Raw genomic sequence first — 14,776 nt, 5'->3', positions numbered from 1 at the left:
CAGTGAAGTTCAAGCGCCAACGAAGCCAGGAAGTCGGGGTAGACCTGACGCCACTGATCGACGTGGTGTTCCTGCTGCTGATTTTCTTTATGGTATCCACCACCTTTACCCGGGAAAGCCACCTGGAAGTGGAATTGCCGCAAGCCAGTGGTGATCCGGCAACGCCGTCTGAAGTGCACCAGATTGACGTGGTGATCAATGCCGAAGGCCAGTACATCCTGAATGACAGGACACTGGTGAACAACCGGCGCGAGACCCTGGAGCGGGGTGTCAGGGAACTGGCTGAGGGAGATAGCAACCTGCCGTTTATCATCACGGCAGATGCCCGTACTCCCCACGAATTTGTTGTGCGCGCCATGGATGTGGCCGGTCGCCTGGGGTTTGCGAAACTGAGCATAACCACAGAGCGGGAGGCTGACAGCCAGTGATCGATGTAAGGTCGGAACCGCTCAAAGCTCCGCCGGTTGGAAGCTGGACAACCTACAAGCGCCTGCTCACCTACGTAAAACCTTTCTGGCTGGCCTTTTCGCTGGCGGTGCTGGGCAACATTATCTACGCGGCGGCGTCTACCGGTATGGCGGCAGCCATGGAGTATGTGATCACCGCCATTGAAAACCCCACCGACCAGAACCGGATGCTCCTGACCGGCCTGATCGTTGGTGTGTTTGCCCTGCGCGGCCTGGGCACCTTCTTCAGTCAGTATTTCATCAGCTATGTTGGCCGCAATGTTATCAACGCCCTGCGTAACGATGTCTTTGACCGGCTGATGACCCTGCCATCCCGTTACTTCGACGACAACGCCGCTGGCCGGCTGGTGTCCAAGCTGACGTTCAACGTGGAGCAGGTGGCGGAAGCGGCTACCAATGCCATCACCATTACCCTGCGCGAAGGCCTGACCATTGTCGGCTTGCTGGGCTTCATGCTGTATACCAACTGGAAACTGACCCTGGTGTTCCTCACCGTCGGGCCGGTGATCGGTTTCGTGGTCAGCTATGCCAGTAAACGCTTCCGCCGGATCAGCAAGCGCATTCAGGGCTCCATGGGTGATATTACCCACGTGGCCTCGGAATCCATTACCGGTTACCGGGTGGTGCGTACCTTCGGTGGCGAAGACTACGAGCGGGAGCGTTTCCGCGATGTCAGCGAGCGCAACCTGAAGCAGAGCCTGAAAATGGCTTCCACCCAGGCCATCAGTGTGCCGGTGATCCAGGTGCTGGTGGCAATTGCCATTGCGGCCCTGGTCTGGACCATGCTGGCCCCGGAAATTCGCGGTGAAATGACCACCGGACAACTGGTTGCCTTCATTACCGCGGCAACCACCATGGCCAAGCCGATCCGCCAGGTAACATCGGTACACGCCAAGATCCAGAAGGGTGTGGCCGCCGCCTACGACGTGTTCGAAACCATGGACGAACAGCCGGAAGAAGACCGTGGCGGGTTCGCGCCGGAGCGGGTGGAAGGCCGTATCGAGTTTGACCAGGTGTCCTTCCGCTACCGCGACCAGCTGGATAACGTACTGGAAGGCATTTCCCTGAGCATTCCAGCGGGCCAGAGCGTTGCCCTGGTCGGGCGCTCCGGCAGCGGCAAGTCCACGCTGGTGAGTTTGTTGCCCCGGTTCTACGAGTTCACCGGCGGTGATATCCGCATCGACGACCATTCCCTGAAAGAATTCTCCCTGCAGGCGCTGCGTTCGCAGATTGCCCTGGTAAACCAGAACGTGGTGCTGTTCAACGACACCATCGCCGCCAACATTGCCTATGGCGCGTTGCGGGATTGCAGCCGTGAGGAGATTCGGGAAGCAGCGGCCAAGGCCCATGCCCTGGAGTTTATCGACCGCATGCCGGAAGGGCTGGATACCATGATCGGCGATAACGGTGTGATGTTGTCGGGTGGTCAGCGACAGCGGCTGGCCATTGCCCGGGCGCTGCTGAAGAACGCGCCGATCCTGATTCTGGATGAGGCCACTTCGGCGCTGGATACAGAGTCTGAGCGGCATATCCAGGAAGCGCTGGAAACGGTCATGGAAGGGCGGACAACGCTGGTGATTGCGCACCGTCTTTCCACTATCGAGAAAGCCGACCGGATCCTGGTGATGGACAAGGGCCACATTGTTGAATCCGGTAACCACGATGAACTGCTGGCGGCCGATGGCGCCTATGCCCAGCTGCACCAGATTCAGTTCAGCGAGCAGGCATGAGTACCAGCCTGGTCGATCGGCTTTGGTACGGGCGGGGCAGGCCACTGGCCCTGCTGACGCCACTGGCCTGGCTGTACCGGGCGGTGTCGGAATCCCGGCGCCGGAAGGCCTGGCAGGCCCGTAACGAATCCCTCCCGGTACCCGTGGTGGTGGTGGGTAACATCACCGCCGGCGGTACCGGCAAGTCGCCCCTGACCGCCCGGCTGGTGCAGCGCATGAAGCAGGAAGGCTGGAAACCGGTCATTCTGAGCCGGGGCTACGGCGGCAAAAGCAATCACTACCCCCTGTTAGTCAGTGAAGGCACTTCGCCGGGTGTGAGCGGTGATGAGCCCCTGATGCTGGCCCAGGCAACCGGTTGCCCGGTGGTGGTGGATCCGGAACGGTGCCGGGGCGCTGCCTGGGCACTGGAGAACGGTCTGGGCGACGTGCTGATCTGCGATGACGGACTGCAGCACTACCGGCTGCCAAGAGATATCGAGCTGGCGGTGTTTGATGCCCGGCGGGGCATCGGCAACGGTGCGATTATTCCGGTAGGCCCATTGCGGGAGCCCGTCGAGCGCCTGGGCAGCGTCGATTTTGTCATCCTTAACGGCGCCGGATTCCCGGAAGCAGGTGAGACCCTGGACAGCTTTGCCGGCGTTGACCATCCGGATATCCATGCCATGGAGCTGGTGCCCTCCGCCCTGGTGAACCTGAATTCCGGTGAGACCGTACCCCCGGAAAAGCTGAAAGGCAAACCGGTACGGGCGGTAGCAGGTATCGGCAACCCCGGGCGATTCTTCGACACGCTTCGTGGCCTGGGTGCACACGTTAATGAAGTGCCATTTCCTGACCATCACCATTTCCGCCCGGAAGACCTGGCCTCCGGCGCCCTGGAGTGGCTGGTGATGACCGCCAAGGATGCGGTGAAATGCCGTGGCTTTGCGCCCGACAACGCCTGGGTGTTGACGGTAGAGGCCCGGGTATCGGAACCTTTTGAACAACGTTTTATCGAGCGGCTCAGGGAGTGTTCCGGGCAGCTTAAACCACATGATACCGAGAGATCTGACCATGGATAAAAAACTGCTGGGCCTGCTGGCCTGCCCGGTCTGCAAGGGTGAACTCAAGCTTAACGAAGCCCGCACCGAACTGATCTGTTACCAGGATGCCATGGCATTCCCGATCCGTGAGGGTATTCCGGTGATGCTGGCGGTTGAAGCGCGGACCCTGAGCACCGACGAACGTCTCGACAAGCACTGATCTGTACGGGGTAGTCCATGTCTTTCACCGTTGTTATCCCGGCCCGTTACGCTTCCAGTCGACTGCCCGGCAAGCCCCTGGCGATGATAGCTGGCAAGCCGATGATCCAGCATGTGTGCGAACGCGCGGCAGAAAGCCGTGCCAGCCGCGTGGTGGTTGCCACCGATGATGCGCGCATTGAAGAAGCCTGCAGGGGGTTCGGAGCCGAGGTGGTGATGACCTCACCGAACCACGCCAGTGGCACCGACCGGCTGGAAGAAGTGGCCCGCAAGCTTGGGCTCGATGCCGACCACCGGGTGGTGAATGTACAGGGCGACGAGCCGCTGATTCCGCCGGCCCTGATCAACCAGGTGGCAGAGAACCTGGAGCTGTACCCGGAAGCCGAGATCGCTACGTTGTGCGAGCGGCTCCACGATGCCCGCCAGGTTTTTAATCCGAATGTGGTGAAAGTGGTGTTCGACGCCCGTGGTATGGCCCACTATTTCAGCCGTGCGCCCATTCCCTGGGCCCGGGATTTCTGGCCGGCCAATGCGCCAGCGGTGGATGTAGACCTGCCCGATGGTGTGGGTTATTTCCGCCATATCGGCATCTATGGTTACCGCGCCAGCGTGTTGCGGCAGTTCGTCACCTGGCCGCCTGCGCCTACCGAGCAGGTTGAAGCGCTGGAACAACTGAGGGCACTGTACAACGGTGCCCGTATCCATGTGGACATTGCCGAGCGGCCACCGGCAGCCGGCGTGGACACCGAAGAAGACCTGGCCCGGGTTCGGGCATTGCTTGAAGCGGGAGGGCGCTATGTCTGATGCTGCATCCGGAAAAGTCAGCGTTCTGTTTGTCTGCCTGGGTAACATCTGCCGCTCGCCGAGCGCGGAGGGCGTGTTCCGGCAACTGGCCGCAGAGCAGGGCTTGCTCGAAAGCCTGCATATTGATTCCTGCGGCACCGGTAACTGGCACATCGGCAAGGCCCCGGATGCCCGCGCCACCGCCGCAGCGGAGCGTCGCGGCGTCGATATTGCGGAGCTTCGGGCGCGGCAGATCCAGGCCGAAGATCTTGACCGGTTTGACTATGTGCTGGTGATGGACCGTTCCAACCTGGCCGATGTAAGGGATATCTGGAACCAGAACGGTGGCACAGAGCCCCGGCTGTTCCTGGAGTTCGGTCGATCCGGCCATGCCGAGGTGCCAGACCCCTACTACGGCGGTGAGGACGGCTTCGAGCAGGTGCTGGACCTGATCCATGAGGCCAGCGAAGGCCTGCTGGAATCCATCCGGGAGCGGCTGGCTTGAGCCGACTGCCCGAGATCCGTGAGCAGGTCAGCCTGCAAGGCCTGAACACCATGGCAGTGCCGGCTAAGGCCCGTTATTTTGCGGACATTACCACCGCCGACGAGCTTGAAGCGGCCCTTGACTGGGCCCGCGAGAATGGCCAGCAAACGCTGGTACTTGGTGGTGGCAGTAACCTGGTCTTTGCCGGTGACTTCGACGGTCTGGTGCTGCACATGGCGCTCCGGGGTCGTACCTGGGAGCAGGTGCGGGAAGATGACGCGGTACTGGTGCTGGCGGCCGGGGAAAAGTGGCACGATGCGGTGCTGTATGCGGCCCGCTCCGGTTACCGGGGTATCGAAAACCTGGCACTGATTCCGGGAACCGCCGGGGCCGCGCCTGTCCAGAACATTGGCGCCTACGGTGTGGAGCTGTGCGACACCCTGAAAACGGTCACGGCCCTGGATCGCACGACCATGGAAGTGGTCGAGTTACCGACAGCCGACTGCGAGTTTGCCTACCGGGACAGCCTGTTCAAGCATCAGCCCGGCCGTTACATAATTCTTGAAATCCGCCTGGCCCTGTCCCGAACCGAGCCGATGAAGCTCGGTTACCGTGACTTGCAGGAGTACCTGGGAAGCGAGGACACCGATCAACTGACGCCCCTGGCTGTGGCAGAAGCGGTGATGGCAGTTCGCCGCCGAAAACTGCCGGATCCGGCTGTGCTGCCCAATGCCGGAAGCTTCTTCAAGAATCCGGTGGTCAGCCAGGCGCAATTTGAAGACATTGTTAGCCGTTTTCCGGACGTGGTGTCCTACCCGGTTGCTGAAGGCGTCAAACTGGCGGCAGCCTGGCTGATCGACCAGGCCGGCTGGAAGGGTTACCGAAACGCAACGGTCGGTGTGCATAACCGCCAGGCCCTGGTATTGATCAATCATTCCGGGGGCAGCGGGCAGGACATCCTGGCACTGGCGCAGGAGCTGCGGGAATCGGTGCGGAACAAGTTCGGGGTGGGGCTGGAGCAGGAACCGGGTATCGTCGGTAACTGAGACTTTGTTGCAGTGTTACCTGCCTTCAGCGAGCGGCCAAGCCGGCCACCCGCCAAAGACCAGACGGGCGGGTCAGAGCCCGCCTTTGGGTGAGGCCTTCACCAGGAAGGGCAGGGCTTCTTCCAGGGCAATATCCTGTTTATCTTCATCGCGACGGCCCTTGTATTCCAGGGTACCGGCCGCCAGGCCCCGCTCGGAAACCACAAACCGGTGCGGAATGCCCATCAGTTCCATGTCCGCAAACTTCACGCCCGGGCGCTCGTTCCGGTCATCCAGCAACACATCGTAGCCGGCCTGGCGAAGTTGTTCGTAAAGCTTGTCACCGGCTTCGGCCACTACGGCGTTCTTGTGGGCGTTCAGGGTAACGATAGCCACTTCGAACGGAGCAATGGCGTCGGGCCAGATGATGCCCTTGTCATCGTGGTTCTGCTCAATGGACGCCGCCACGATGCGGGACACACCAATGCCGTAGCAGCCCATTTCCATGATCACGGCCTTGCCGTTCTCGTCCAGCACAGTGGCATTCATGGCCTGGCTGTATTTGTTGCCCAGCTTGAAGATGTGGCCCACTTCGATACCGCGGCGGATCTCCAGTGTGCCTTTGCCGTCCGGGCTCTGGTCACCTTCCACCACGTTGCGCAGGTCTTCCACCCGACCCAGGGCTACATCACGCTCCCAGTTCACACCGGTCAGGTGATAGTCATCCTTGTTGGCACCACATACGAAGTCCGCCAGGTGGGCAGCACTGCGGTCGACAATGACCGGCACCGGCAGGTTAACCGGGCCGATGGAACCGGGATTGCAGCCAATGGCTTTCACGATTTCTTCATCGGTGGCCATGGTCAGCGGCTCGGCAATGCCGGCCAGGTTTTCAGCCTTGATCTCGTTCAGGGTGTGGTCGCCGCGCAGGATCAGTGCCACCAGGCCGGATTCGCCGTTCTCGTCGGCTTCGCCTTTTACCAGCAGGGTTTTCACGCTGCGCTCTGCCGGCAGGCCCAGGAACGTAGACACCGCTTCAATGGTTTTCTGGCCCGGGGTGTGTACTTCCTGCATGGCTTCGCCCGGTGCCGGGCGTTCGCCTGCCGGAGCCACGGCCTCGGCTTTCTCGATGTTCGCGGCGTAGTCGCTTTCGGTGCTGAACACGATGGCATCTTCACCGGAGGAGGCCAGCACGTGGAACTCGTGGGAAGCGCTGCCGCCAATAGAGCCGGAATCCGCCTGCACCGGGCGATAATCCAGGCCCAGCCGATCAAAGATGTTGCAGTAGGTCTGGTGCATCAGCTGATAGGTATCATCCAGGGACGCCGCGTTCACGTGGAACGAGTAGGCGTCTTTCATGATGAATTCCCGGGCGCGCATCACACCGAAACGCGGGCGGCGCTCGTCGCGGAACTTGGTCTGGATCTGGTAGAAGTTGGCCGGCAGTTCCTTGTAGCTCTTGAGCTCGTTACGGATCAGGTCGGTGATGACTTCTTCATGGGTCGGGCCGAAGCAGAAATCCCGGCCATGGCGGTCGTTCATGCGCAGCAGCTCGCCGCCGTACTGTTCCCAGCGGCCGGATTCCTGCCACAGTTCCGCGGGCTGAACGGCGGGCATCAGCACTTCCTGGGCGCCGCTCTTGTCCATTTCTTCACGAACAATCCGCTCTACCTTGCGCAGGGTACGCAGCCCCATGGGCAGCCAGGTGTAAAGGCCGGCGGCCAGTTTGCGGATCATGCCGGCGCGCAGCATCAGCTGGTGGCTGATGATCTCGGCATCGGCGGGGGTCTCTTTCTGGGTGGCAATCAGGTAGCGGCTTGCTCGCATGGTGTCTTCCGTTTTTTGAAATCCGGGGTTAAGACTAATTGGCAGGTCTGTTGGCCTGACTCTGCCTTTCTTTGTCGTAAAGTGGGCGTTATTGTACGGAGCCTGCTGCACAAGGTACAGATAATGACTGACGAATCTATCGACGTAACACCACGCCGAAAGCCCGTACAGGCCCGGAGCAGGGAGCGTGTAGACGCCATCTTGCGGCACGCCGCTGCGATCTTTCACGAGAACGGGGTAGACGGCACCAGCATGTCGGCCATTGCCCGGCAGTCGGACATGTCCCTCGCCTCCCTTTACCGGTATTTCCCGAACAAGGCGGCCATCGTCCACGCCATTGCCGAAGGCCATGTGGAGAAAATGGAACGTGCACTCCGGGAGAAGCTGCCGCAACTTGGCCTGGATGAGGCCATCGAAGTGCTGATCGAGCAGTTCTACACCTTCTACCGCACCGAGCCTGCCTATTCGGCCATCTGGAGTGGCGTTGAAGCCATGCCCGAGTTGCGGGACCTGGACCTGCGCGAGCTCTACAACAACGCCAGTGACCTGGATGCACGCCTGCAACAGGAATACCCCGACCTGCCGGATGACCGCCGCTGGAATGCCAGCCTGTTACTACCGCGGGCGGCCGGGTCCATTCTGCGCCTGGCAGCGACACTGACGGACCAGCAGGGCCGGCAACTGGTCGGTGAACTGAAAGTGATGACCCAGGCCTATGTGGCCGAGCTGATCCGTCAGGAGAGGTAACCCAGAGGCAGGGCGGTGCTGTCGATTACCCGCCGCAGAACAAAGCTGGAATGTACGCCGCTGACCCCCGGGATACGGGTAATCCGGTTCAGCAGGAACTGGTGATAGTGGTCCATGTCCGGCACCACAATCTTCAGCATGTAGTCGGCGCTCTGGCCGGTAATCAGGTAGCACTCCTGGACTTCCGGGTAATCGGCAACCTGTTCCTCGAAGGCGGCAAACCGCTCCGGTGTGTGCCGGTCCATGCCGATCAGGATAATCGCCGTCAACGCCAGCCCCAGTTTTTTGTGATCCAGGATGGTTACGGTGCGAATGATGATGCCCGCTTCCTCCAGGGCCCTGACCCGGCGTAGGCAGGGCGACGGCGATAACCCCACCTTTTCGGCCAGCTGCTGGTTGGTCAGCGAACCGTCTTTCTGCAATTGTTCGAGGATTTTCCGGTCCGTTTTGTCGATTTGTATCAGGGTCTTTTCTTTTGTGGGCATTTTATTCTTTATAACCTTTAATGATCGCAATTATATGCCGTAAAGTTAGTGAAAGCGCCCCGAAATAGCAACCAAATATCGCCGCAGCGGCGTTAGAATGGTGTCATTACACAGACCCGTGAAAGGAATTGTCAGATATGGCCTTTGATCATCGTAAATACGTTGCCTTCAAGCCGGTTGCCAAGAAAGACCGCCGCTGGCCCGACCAGGTTATCGAAAAAGCCCCCACCTGGTGTGCCGTTGACCTGCGGGATGGTAACCAGTCCCTGATCAAGCCCATGTCCGTTGCCCAGAAGCAGCGTTTGTTCGATTTGCTGGTCAAGCTTGGCTTCAAGGAAATCGAAATCGGTTTTCCGGCAGCCAGTCAGCCGGACTTCGATTTCTGCCGCAAGCTGATCGAGGAAAACCGCATTCCTGAGGATGTAAAAATCCAGGTGCTGACCCAGGCCCGCCCGGAACTGATCGAGCGCACCTATGAAGCGCTGGCAGGTGCGAAACAGGCGATTGTGCACGTGTACAACTCCACCTCTACGGTGCAGCGGGAGCAGGTGTTCGGCCTGGATCGTGACGGTATCCGCGAGATTGCCGTAAATGGCGCCACCCTGGTGAAAGAAATCGCGGCTCGCCACCCGGATACCGACTGGACCTTCCAGTACTCTCCGGAGAGCTTCACGGGTACCGAGCTGGACTTTGCCGCGGAAGTGATTAATGCCGTCACCGACGTCTGGCGTCCGGACCAGGGCCAGCCGGTCATTATCAACCTGCCGGCCACGGTGGAGATGTCCACGCCCAACGTGTTTGCCGACCAGGTAGAGTGGATTTGCGAGAACATTCGCTACCGCGAGCACATCAGCATCAGCCTGCACACCCACAACGACCGGGGTTGCGCGGTTGCAGCCGCGGAGCTGGGTGTCATGGCCGGCGCTGACCGGGTGGAAGGCACCCTGATGGGCAATGGCGAGCGCACCGGTAACATGGACCTGGTGACCATGGCCATGAACTTGTACTCCCAGGGCATCGACCCGACCCTGGATTTGTCCGGCATGGCGGAAATCACCGAGGTGGTGGAAGCCTGTACCGAGATTTCCACTCATCCGCGCCATCCGTATGCAGGTGAGCTGGTATTTACCGCCTTCTCCGGCAGTCACCAGGATGCGATTCGCAAGTGCCTGGCAAAGCGCAAGGAAGGCGACGTCTGGAACGTGGCCTACCTGCCGATCGACCCGTTCGACGTGGGCCGCCGGTACGAAGAAGTGGTGCGTATCAACAGCCAGTCCGGCAAGGGTGGCGTTGCCTACGTGCTGGAGCGGGACTATGACATTACCCTGCCGCGCTGGTTGCAGATCGAGTTCAGCAAGGTGGTGCAGCGTGAGGCCGAAACCAATGGTGGCGAGATCGATTCCCACACCATTCACCGGTTGTTCGAAGATCGCTATCTGAAGGTGTACGGTGACTGGTCATTGCGTTCGTATGACCTGCACCGGGACGAAGATGGCGTGCGCGCAGAAGTGGTGGTAGGTGGCGAGAAGGCACCGGTTACCCTTGAAGGGCGCGGTCTGGGTGCGGTAGAGGCGGTGTCGGACGGCCTGGCCAAGCGCTTTGGTGTAACCGTCGCCGTAGAGGCCTATGACGAGTTTGCGCTGGGTGAGGGCACCAACGCTAACGCACTGGCGTGTATCCGCCTGACAGCCAATGGCCAGCACTGTAGCGCTGCCGCCCTGGCGGAAGACACCACCTCGGCGACCCTGCAGGCCCTGTTCTCTGCGGTGGCCCAGGCCGTAGGTACGGAAATGCCGGCAGCCAAGGCGCCGGAACCGACTGAAAGCGCCTGACTCAGTTTGTGATGAGCTAACCAGAACACAAGAAGGCCGGCAAATTTGCCGGCCTTCTTGTTTTTCCGTCTGCCCGTGAGGGGCATCCGGCGGAGAACGCGCGCCCTTACAGAGGGGTTACGTTTTCCGCCTGCGGGCCTTTCGGGCCCTGGGTAACGGTAAACTGTACCTGCTGGCCTTCAGCCAGGGTACGGAAACCGTTTGAGTTGATTGCACTGTAGTGAACGAAAACGTCACTGCCGCCTTCCTGGGCGATGAAGCCAAAGCCCTTGGATTCGTTGAACCACTTCACGTGGCCGGTTTTGGTATCGGACATCGATCTTTCCTGTCTTACTGAAATTTGCCCTCACGGGACCTTCATTTTTGCACTTAGGCAGTTATGAGCTGAAACATCCGGAGCGTACTGAGGAAGGGGCAACGAAAAGCCGGGGCAGGACGTTGGAACGCATTCGCCAAATACCGCTGCAGAGGTTCACAGCAATTTTCAGTATAGACCGAGTTTGGGGGGCGTCAATTATTTTCTGAAGATTGATTTTCTTGCTTTTATTGATAAAAAACAAGGAGTTGTAATAAAAATGACATCAAGGCCTGTTCCGTCGGGAGCAGGCCTTGATGGGTTTTCTTACGGTAGGGTCCGGGCCGGATCAGCGTCCGAATTTCTCGCTGATTTCTTCCAGAATTGCCGGGTCGTCGATGGTGCTGGGTACGTTGTACTGTTCACCGTCGGCGATTTGCCGGATCACCCGCCGCAGGATTTTGCCTGACCGGGTTTTCGGCAGCCTTTCCACCACAATGGCGCGGCGGAAGCAGGCGATAGCGCCGATCTTCTCCCGCACCATCTCCACCAGTTCCTCTTCCAGCTCGTCCTGGTCGATGGTGGCGCCGTCCTTGATCAGTACCAGGCCGACCGGGATCTGCCCTTTCATATCATCGTGGGCACCTACCACGCAGCATTCCGCGATGGCCGGGTGAGAGGCAACCACCTCTTCCATTTCGCCGGTGGACAGGCGGTGGCCCGCCACGTTGATCACGTCGTCGGTACGGCCCATCACGAACACGTAGCCGTCATCGTCAATAAAACCGCCATCGCCGGAGCTGTAGAAGCCTTCGATGGGCCGCAGGTAGCTGTTCAGGAAGCGCTCGTCGTCGCCCCACACGGTCATCAGGCAGCCCGGTGGCAGCGGTAATTTAACGGCAATCTGGCCTTGCTCGCCGGCGGGTACCTGGCGGCCGTCCATATCCACCACCTGAACGTTGAAGCCGGGCGAGGGAACCGTGGCGGAGCCGGGTTTGGTGGCCATCATTTCAATGCCGACCGGGTTGCAGCAAATGGCCCAGCCGGTTTCGGTCTGCCACCAGTGGTCCAGCACCGGCAGGCCGGTGTGTTCTTTCAGCCACTCGTAGGTGGGCGGGTCCAGTCGCTCACCGGCCAGGAAGATGCGCTTGAGGGAAGACACATCGTACTTGGCCAGCTGGTCCGCTTCCGGGTCTTCCTTGCGCACGGCGCGGAAGGCAGTCGGAGCGGTGAACAGCATGTTCACCTTGTGTTCTTCAACCACGCGCCAGAAAGCGCCGGCATCCGGGGTGCGTACCGGCTTGCCCTCATAGAGGATGGTGGTGCAGCCGGTGAACAGCGGCGCGTAGATAATATAGCTGTGGCCAACCACCCAACCGACGTCCGAGGCGGCCCAGAAAACATCTCCGGGCTTGGCGTCATAGACCAGTTCCATGCTGTATTTCAGGGCGACGGCGTGGCCGCCGTTATCCCTTACCACGCCCTTGGGCTTGCCGGTGGTGCCGGAGGTGTACAGCACGTACAGCGGATCACTGGCTTTAACCGGTACCGGGTCTGCGGGGCTGGCTGCGGCAGAAATGGTGTTCCAGTCAAAGTCCCGGCCGTCCTGCATGTCTGCCTTTGCCTGCGGGCGTTGGTAGACCACGCAGAATTCCGGCTTGTGGCTGGATTGCTCGATGGCTTTATCTACCAGCGGCTTGTATTCGATCACCTTGGTGATTTCGATGCCGCAGGAAGCCGTCAGCAAGGCCTTGGGCTTGGCGTCTTCAATCCGTACCGCCAGTTCGTGGGCGGCAAAACCGCCGAACACCACAGAGTGGATGGCACCAAGGCGGGCGCAGGCCAGCATGGCAATGGCGGCCTGGGGGATCATCGGCATATAGATGATTACCCGGTCGCCTTTTTCGATACCGCGATCACGCAGGGCGCCGGCAAAGCTGGCCACTTCGTCACGCAGTTCGTTGTAGGTGAATGTCTGGCGGGTATCGGTAACGGGAGAATCGTAAATCAGGGCGGTCTGGTCGCCGCGGCCGGCGCGGATGTTGGCGTCCAGCGCTACGTCACTGGTATTGAGTACACCATCGGGAAACCATTCGCCGTGGCCGTTATCCTTGGCCTGCCAGATGGTCCTGGGTGGCTCGATCCAGTCGATGTTTTGCGCCTGGTCGCGCCAGAAGTCGTCCCGCTGATCAATCGACCGACGGAATTCGGCGTTGTAGCTCATGTGCTCCACCTCAGTTGTATCGTTTTTTATTTTAGGGTTGATGGCTACAACTGTAGGGGCTTTGAAAAAGGGGGCTACTAGACCATAGGCGTAGTTTTGATCGGTTCCGGGTCTATTCTGTGACGGAATTGACTTTCGTCACCTCTGCCGACACGTTGCCTTGTCCAAACCGGGCGCTGATGGCCTGGCCGGCTGACAGCTGATCGGCACTCCGTACGATGCGATTCTGGTCATCCCGCACGATGGCGTAGCCCCGGCCAAGGGTGGCCAGCGGGCTGACCACGTTCAGGGTCTGCGCGTTCAGCTGGAGCTTTTCCTGCTGCTGCCGCAGGTTCTGGCGAATGGCTTTGTCCAGCCGTTCATTCAGCCGCTGCACCTGTTCCCCGGCATTCTGCAGGGTTTTTGCTGGCGACTGGGTGCCCAGGCGCTGCGCCAGGTGTCCGGTTTTAAGTTGCTGTTGCTGCAGCGTCAGGTTCATGGCCTTGTTCAGGCGCATGTCCAGCTCGTCCATGCGCTGGGCTTTGTCCTGGAGTTCCCGGCGCGGGTCCCGAAGCCTTGCGGCCAGGTGGCCGAGTTGCTGGTCCAGCCGGAGCAGCAAACGGCGGGCGGATTGCCCCAGCCGGAGTTGCTGTTCAGCCAGCCGGCGCAGCCACTGGCTTTGATCCGGCGAGATTTTTTCCGCTGCGGCAGAGGGGGTGGGTGCCCGAAGGTCTGCCACGAAATCGGCAATGGTAACGTCCACTTCGTGGCCCACTGCACTGACGGTGGGAATAGAGCATCCGGCAATGGCCCGGGCGACGGCTTCTTCGTTAAAGCACCAGAGGTCCTCCAGCGAGCCGCCACCCCGGCCGATGATCAGCACATCCGCCACGCCGTGGCGCTGGGCGCGATCGATGGCGTTCACAATGTCGGCCGTCGCAGCCTGGCCCTGAACGGCCGTGGGGTAGAGCGTGACCGGAATGGCCGGACAACGCCGTGCCAGCACGGTGAGAATGTCGTGAATGGCTGCGCCGGTGGGCGACGTAACCACGCCGATATGGCGCGGCGTAACGGGCAGGGGCTTTTTACGAGCCGGGTCGAACAGGCCCTCGGCCTGCAGTTTCATTTTCAGGGCTTCAAATGCCTGCTGCAGCGGCCCCAGGCCGGCAGGTTCCAGGTGTTCTACGATGATCTGGAAGTCACCCCGGTTCTCGTAGAGGGTCACCTTGCCGCGAATGCGGATCTGGTCGCCTTCTTTCGGCAGGGTGCGAATACGCTGGTTCGCCCCGCGAAACATGGCGCAGCGTACCTGGCATTTCTGGTCTTTCAGCGAAAAGTACCAGTGGCCGGACGATGGCCGGGAAAAACTGGACAATTCGCCTTCCACCCACACCTGCATGAAGCTGGATTCGAGCAGGTGCCTGGCCTGGTGATTGAGTTCGGAAACGCTCAGTGCTCTTGGGCGGGTGTCCGGATAGGGGGGTATCAAAGGGCGGGCTCCCGGTTTTTTCATACGCAATAGCCGAAGGTGACAGGCAAAAATAACGTAAATTCAGAAAGATGCAACCAAACCGCAAAAACCCTGCGGTTTACTGTGTTCTGTCACCACTTTATAATAGATCGATTAAGGATTTTGCTTTGTTGCACCGCCGCGGGTGCA

14 protein-coding genes are annotated in these 14,776 nt (G+C 60.2%); 9 read left to right on the top strand and 5 right to left on the bottom strand.

Annotation, left to right across the window (positions count from 1 at the left end; all coding sequences use genetic code 11):
- Nucleotides 1-2 precede the first annotated feature (2 nt).
- From LWH94_RS11250 to murB, 7 genes are read left to right on the top strand one after another with little or no spacing between them, the layout of a single operon-like run.
- On the top strand, nt 3-428 hold the full coding sequence (locus LWH94_RS11250) for an ExbD/TolR family protein (protein ID WP_058340703.1): 426 nt from the start codon (nt 3-5) through the stop codon (nt 426-428).
- A complete protein-coding gene (gene msbA, locus LWH94_RS11245; RefSeq protein ID WP_232902275.1) occupies nt 425-2,197 on the top strand; it encodes a lipid A export permease/ATP-binding protein MsbA in 1,773 nt (590 codons plus the stop codon). Before LWH94_RS11250 ends, msbA begins: the two co-directional genes overlap by 4 nt.
- Nucleotides 2,194-3,255, top strand: a complete 1,062-nt coding sequence (gene lpxK / locus LWH94_RS11240; protein ID WP_058340705.1) for a tetraacyldisaccharide 4'-kinase — start codon at nt 2,194-2,196, stop codon at nt 3,253-3,255. Before msbA ends, lpxK begins: the two co-directional genes overlap by 4 nt.
- Nucleotides 3,248-3,436 carry a Trm112 family protein gene (locus LWH94_RS11235; RefSeq protein WP_022989129.1) on the top strand — a complete coding sequence of 63 codons (189 nt, stop codon included), beginning with the start codon at nt 3,248-3,250 and terminating at the stop codon, nt 3,434-3,436. Before lpxK ends, LWH94_RS11235 begins: the two co-directional genes overlap by 8 nt.
- Nucleotides 3,437-3,453: 17 nt before the next feature.
- Complete coding sequence (kdsB, locus tag LWH94_RS11230) at nt 3,454-4,239, top strand: 3-deoxy-manno-octulosonate cytidylyltransferase (protein ID WP_022989128.1); 786 nt, start codon at nt 3,454-3,456, stop codon at nt 4,237-4,239.
- On the top strand, nt 4,232-4,723 hold the full coding sequence (locus tag LWH94_RS11225; protein ID WP_022989127.1) for a low molecular weight protein-tyrosine-phosphatase: 492 nt from the start codon (nt 4,232-4,234) through the stop codon (nt 4,721-4,723). The genes kdsB and LWH94_RS11225 overlap by 8 nt, the downstream gene beginning before the upstream one ends.
- Nucleotides 4,720-5,748: a UDP-N-acetylmuramate dehydrogenase gene (gene murB / locus LWH94_RS11220; protein ID WP_232902274.1), complete on the top strand. Its 1,029-nt coding sequence runs from the start codon at nt 4,720-4,722 to the stop codon at nt 5,746-5,748. The genes LWH94_RS11225 and murB overlap by 4 nt, the downstream gene beginning before the upstream one ends.
- Before the next feature lie 72 nt (nt 5,749-5,820).
- Here the strand turns inward: murB and LWH94_RS11215 are convergent, their stop codons facing one another.
- On the bottom strand, nt 5,821-7,554 hold the full coding sequence (locus LWH94_RS11215; RefSeq protein ID WP_232902273.1) for a proline--tRNA ligase: 1,734 nt from the start codon (nt 7,552-7,554) through the stop codon (nt 5,821-5,823).
- Between the two features lie 123 nt (nt 7,555-7,677).
- Between LWH94_RS11215 and LWH94_RS11210 the strand changes: the two genes are divergently transcribed.
- Nucleotides 7,678-8,301 carry a TetR/AcrR family transcriptional regulator gene (locus tag LWH94_RS11210; RefSeq protein WP_232902272.1) on the top strand — a complete coding sequence of 208 codons (624 nt, stop codon included), beginning with the start codon at nt 7,678-7,680 and terminating at the stop codon, nt 8,299-8,301.
- Here LWH94_RS11210 and LWH94_RS11205 read toward each other — a convergent pair.
- Nucleotides 8,289-8,786: an Lrp/AsnC family transcriptional regulator gene (locus tag LWH94_RS11205; protein ID WP_022989123.1), complete on the bottom strand. Its 498-nt coding sequence runs from the start codon at nt 8,784-8,786 to the stop codon at nt 8,289-8,291. The genes LWH94_RS11210 and LWH94_RS11205 overlap by 13 nt on opposite strands.
- A gap of 137 nt (nt 8,787-8,923) precedes the next feature.
- Between LWH94_RS11205 and leuA the strand changes: the two genes are divergently transcribed.
- Entirely contained in the window at nt 8,924-10,618 is a 1,695-nt protein-coding gene (gene leuA, locus LWH94_RS11200; RefSeq protein ID WP_232902271.1) for a 2-isopropylmalate synthase, read from the top strand.
- A 106-nt stretch (nt 10,619-10,724) separates the two neighbouring features.
- Here the strand turns inward: leuA and LWH94_RS11195 are convergent, their stop codons facing one another.
- From LWH94_RS11195 to xseA, 3 genes are all read right to left on the bottom strand, one after another.
- Nucleotides 10,725-10,934, bottom strand: coding sequence for a cold-shock protein (locus LWH94_RS11195; protein ID WP_022989121.1), 210 nt, complete (start codon nt 10,932-10,934; stop codon nt 10,725-10,727).
- A 328-nt stretch (nt 10,935-11,262) separates the two neighbouring features.
- A complete protein-coding gene (locus LWH94_RS11190) occupies nt 11,263-13,179 on the bottom strand; it encodes a propionyl-CoA synthetase (RefSeq protein ID WP_332875490.1) in 1,917 nt (638 codons plus the stop codon).
- A 70-nt stretch (nt 13,180-13,249) separates the two neighbouring features.
- Nucleotides 13,250-14,629: an exodeoxyribonuclease VII large subunit gene (xseA, locus tag LWH94_RS11185; RefSeq protein ID WP_232902269.1), complete on the bottom strand. Its 1,380-nt coding sequence runs from the start codon at nt 14,627-14,629 to the stop codon at nt 13,250-13,252.
- Nucleotides 14,630-14,776 lie beyond the last annotated feature (147 nt).

Origin of the sequence: Marinobacter sp. G11, assembly GCF_021282325.1 — a bacterium.
Classification (GTDB): Bacteria; Pseudomonadota; Gammaproteobacteria; order Pseudomonadales; family Oleiphilaceae; genus Marinobacter; species Marinobacter vinifirmus.
This window is presented reverse-complemented; position numbering and strand designations above follow the sequence as displayed.